The sequence below is a fragment of the bacterium genome, from assembly GCA_040755795.1.
Taxonomy (GTDB): domain Bacteria; phylum UBA9089; class CG2-30-40-21; order CG2-30-40-21; family SBAY01; genus JBFLXS01.
This window is the reverse complement of sequence record JBFLXS010000426.1, coordinates 1-3275: the sequence shown is the minus strand read 5'-3', so window position 1 is coordinate 3275 and position 3275 is coordinate 1. Positions and strand designations below refer to the sequence as shown.

Genomic DNA, 3275 nt, shown 5'->3' with positions numbered 1-3275 from the left:
TTAATGACCCTCTGGGTTATCTTTTGGGACTCCAAAATGTCAAGAGAAACAAAAAGATGGCAAGAAATGAGGTAACACAATGCCACGCACCGTAAATATAGCCTTAAGTTCTACGCAACGCTCTCGTCTTTTCTTAAGTAAAAAAATAAAAAAAAGCTTGACACTTTACATAACAGAACACGGAGAAGATATTGCCCAATCTTCTGCCTGCTATAGGGAGTAAGAAGTTTCCAAAGACAAACAATGTCATAGAGCGGTTTTTTAGAAATTTCAACCAATTTTACAAGAAAAGATGTGGGTTTTCTTCTGTAGGGAGTGCCAAAAGAGGGCTTTTGTGTTTTCTGGTAATGTATCTATTTTTGCAACAACCAGGTAGCGGAAAGGCTCCACTGGAAGTAATTATGCCACAGGTTAAAGATATGCCCTTTTATCGACTGGTTAATGACCCTCTGGGTTGTCTTTTGGGACTCCAAAATGTCAAGAGAAACAAAAAGATGGCAAAAAATGAAGTAAAGCAATGCCTGGGACCATAGATATAGCCTTAAGTCCTACGCAACGCTCTCTAATATGGGTAAGCTGGGAGGCAAAAAAAAGTATTGACAAGGGGATATTTTTGTGGTAACCTTATTGGAGGAGGGAATATGTAATCAGAAAGGAGAGAAATCAAAGTTAGGACGAACCCAGAGTTTGGGATGAAAAAGAGAATAGAAAAGTCTAACGAGATGGAGGAGTGGAGTGTGGAATATATTCGCCACAATTTGTGCTAATCGAGTAACTATTCAGCCACTGATTAACACGGATTAGCACGGATAAAGACAGAGGTCAGAGGCGGGTTGTCCCCCGCTGGCGGCTAATCATGTCCCACATTTTTTACTGGGCAGCGTGAAGAGTGATAATTCACAATTCACAATTGACAATTCACCATTCACCATTTTAAGGAGATTTAGGGAAGAAATTGTGAATGGTGAATGAAAGTTAAGGAGATTCATAAATGGCGAAAGGGGATGATATTCAGGAACGATTGAATCAACTATTGAACATGGTCAAAGAATGTGATGAGCTTTCAAAAATCATCAGTTCCAGCATACGGACGATAGAGAAAAAATTGTGAATTGGCAATGGTGAATTGTGAATGAATGTAACATTGTCCAGTAAAACTTATGGGTAACGATAAGCGCTGGCGGGGGTAGGGGGTGGAAATTTCCTCCACTGGCAGAGAATCAAAAAGGATAGAAGATAAAAAAACCTTTAGTCTTGAGCCTAATTACGGACACGGATACCGGACACGATTCACGAATTTTCAGTGTTTTATCCGTGTTCATGTGTGGCTGAATAGTTACCTAATCGAGACATTAATAGTGCCATCTACAGAGGGTGGATATTCCAGCCCGCAGTCACTCAAGCGATATAATTTTAGTTATGAAGATTAAATTAGATTATGGTCAGGGGAAAAAGGAACTAAACATTCCCGATAAAAATTTGGCTAACTTTTTTACCCTCGAATTAACTGGAGAAAAATCTTGTGCACAAGTTTTTGACCAGGTGTTGCGGCTAACAATATTTGTCCATAGTTATCTCATGATATTTGTCCCTGAGAATAGATGTAAGTGCAAGGTAACTTTTGAGCTCTCAAATTAGCTCAAAAGTTACCTCTTAGCTTCTTCGCAGTCATTTTTTATCTATGGATTTATATATGCTTACAAAGGGAATTCTCAGAGACAAATATCATGAGACAAAACCCCCATTTTTGTGGACAAATAAAGTTGGCAGTAACACCAGGCATTAGGAGAGTCAACCCCAAAATTAGAAGATATCGTTGAAGAGAAAAAGGTGTGTGTTATCCTTGATGATAGTACCCGGATACAACCCCGAGAAGAAATACTTCATCCATTATGTAAAAGGTTGACAAAGGCAGATTTTGTCCAATTTATTATTGCCACTGGAACGCATAAACCTGAATATAATTTTGCTCTTGGTCAAATTATTAAAGATATTGTTAAAGACCATCCATTAAATTTTGACCTATCCATAAATAATTCCACCCAGGATGATGAATTTGAATATGTCGGAACGACCAAACGAAAAACAGAGGTTTTTGTAAATAAAAAGGCAATGGTCGCCGAGATATTTGTGGTTGTTTCAGGTATGAAACCACACTATTTTGCAGGATATAGTAACCCCATTAAAAACTTTTTCCCGGGTATTTGCTCTTTTGAGACCATTCGGCAAAATCATTGTGCCTTGATTGTGGCTGAAAATTCTATCTATGGTCGGCATCCCTGGCACCCATTACCTCAAAAAAGACAAAATCCCATCAGCGAAGATATGTTAGAAGGAATGGAGTTAATAGTTAAAGATAGATATGTATTTGCCTTAAATTTTGTAGGTAATAAGGAGATAATTTGGGCAAAGGCAGGTGAGGTAAAAGAGGTGACACAAGAAGGTATTAAAATGGTGGATAAATATATGCGTTTTGAGGCAAGCCCGACTAAATACCTTGTTGTCAGCCCGGGGAAAGGTGAGGATAAGACATTTTATGTAGCTCAAAGGGCATTAGAATTGACCAAAAAACTTGTCAGAAAGGATACAGAGGTTCTCTGGATAGCAAAGTTAAGTGAAGGAATACATCATAATCAGGAACTTTTATCTCTTTTAAAAATGGATTATGAGGATATTGCCTATAAGATTAAAGAAAGAGATGTTGACTTTGGTTTTTATAAGGCATTTAGATTTAAAAACTACCTCCAAAGGGTAAATAAAATCTATGTCTATTCTGACTACAATCATCAAGATTTGCAAGAGATTGGCACTATACCTACCGATGACCCACAAAGAATTATAGACAATTGGCTAAAAAAAGATACCACGGCTAAAATCCTGGTAATAAACAAGGCGAATAAATTGGCTTTGGAACCTATTAATATTGCTTGAGGAATTGGAGGAACACTTCTAAAGAACGGGATTTAGTTTTTCTTCGGTGAAGGATTAAATAAAACTCTTTATAAAGCTCGAAATTCTCAATGGGGACTTCGATTAATAATTTTGAGTTTAATTCGTTTCTCACACTTTGTTGATTGACAATCGACACCCCTTGATTAGCCATTACCGCCTGTTTAATCGCACCCGTAGACCCAAGTTCCATAACAATATTTAACCTAAGTTCATGACTCAAAAAATTAAGTTGTGTAAAATCAATGAGTTACAACTTCAGGAAATCGAATTTTGGCACTACAGATTTAAACTTTTCATAAGATCACCTTTATTGTTTTGCCAGG

The 3275-nt window shown here is 37.3% G+C and carries 4 protein-coding genes and 1 pseudogene; 4 read left to right on the top strand and 1 reads right to left on the bottom strand.

Annotated elements, in window-relative coordinates:
* Positions 1–191: 191 nt before the first annotated feature.
* The 4 genes and pseudogenes from AB1414_17795 (at position 192) to AB1414_17780 (ending at position 2931) form a co-directional block, all read left to right on the top strand.
* A complete protein-coding gene (locus AB1414_17795) occupies positions 192–533 on the top strand; it encodes a hypothetical protein (protein ID MEW6609267.1) in 342 nt (113 codons plus the stop codon).
* 660 nt (positions 534–1193) lie between these two features.
* A complete protein-coding gene (locus AB1414_17790; GenBank protein MEW6609266.1) occupies positions 1194–1430 on the top strand; it encodes a hypothetical protein in 237 nt (78 codons plus the stop codon).
* A complete protein-coding gene (locus AB1414_17785; GenBank protein MEW6609265.1) occupies positions 1420–1638 on the top strand; it encodes a hypothetical protein in 219 nt (72 codons plus the stop codon). The genes AB1414_17790 and AB1414_17785 overlap by 11 nt, the downstream gene beginning before the upstream one ends.
* A gap of 168 nt (positions 1639–1806) precedes the next feature.
* Positions 1807–2931, top strand: a pseudogene (locus tag AB1414_17780) (lactate racemase domain-containing protein).
* Here AB1414_17780 and AB1414_17775 read toward each other — a convergent pair.
* Positions 2918–3142, bottom strand: coding sequence for a LysR substrate-binding domain-containing protein (locus tag AB1414_17775; protein MEW6609264.1), 225 nt, complete (start codon positions 3140–3142; stop codon positions 2918–2920). The pseudogene AB1414_17780 and the gene AB1414_17775 sit on opposite strands and share 14 nt — an antisense overlap.
* Positions 3143–3275: the final 133 nt, after the last annotated feature.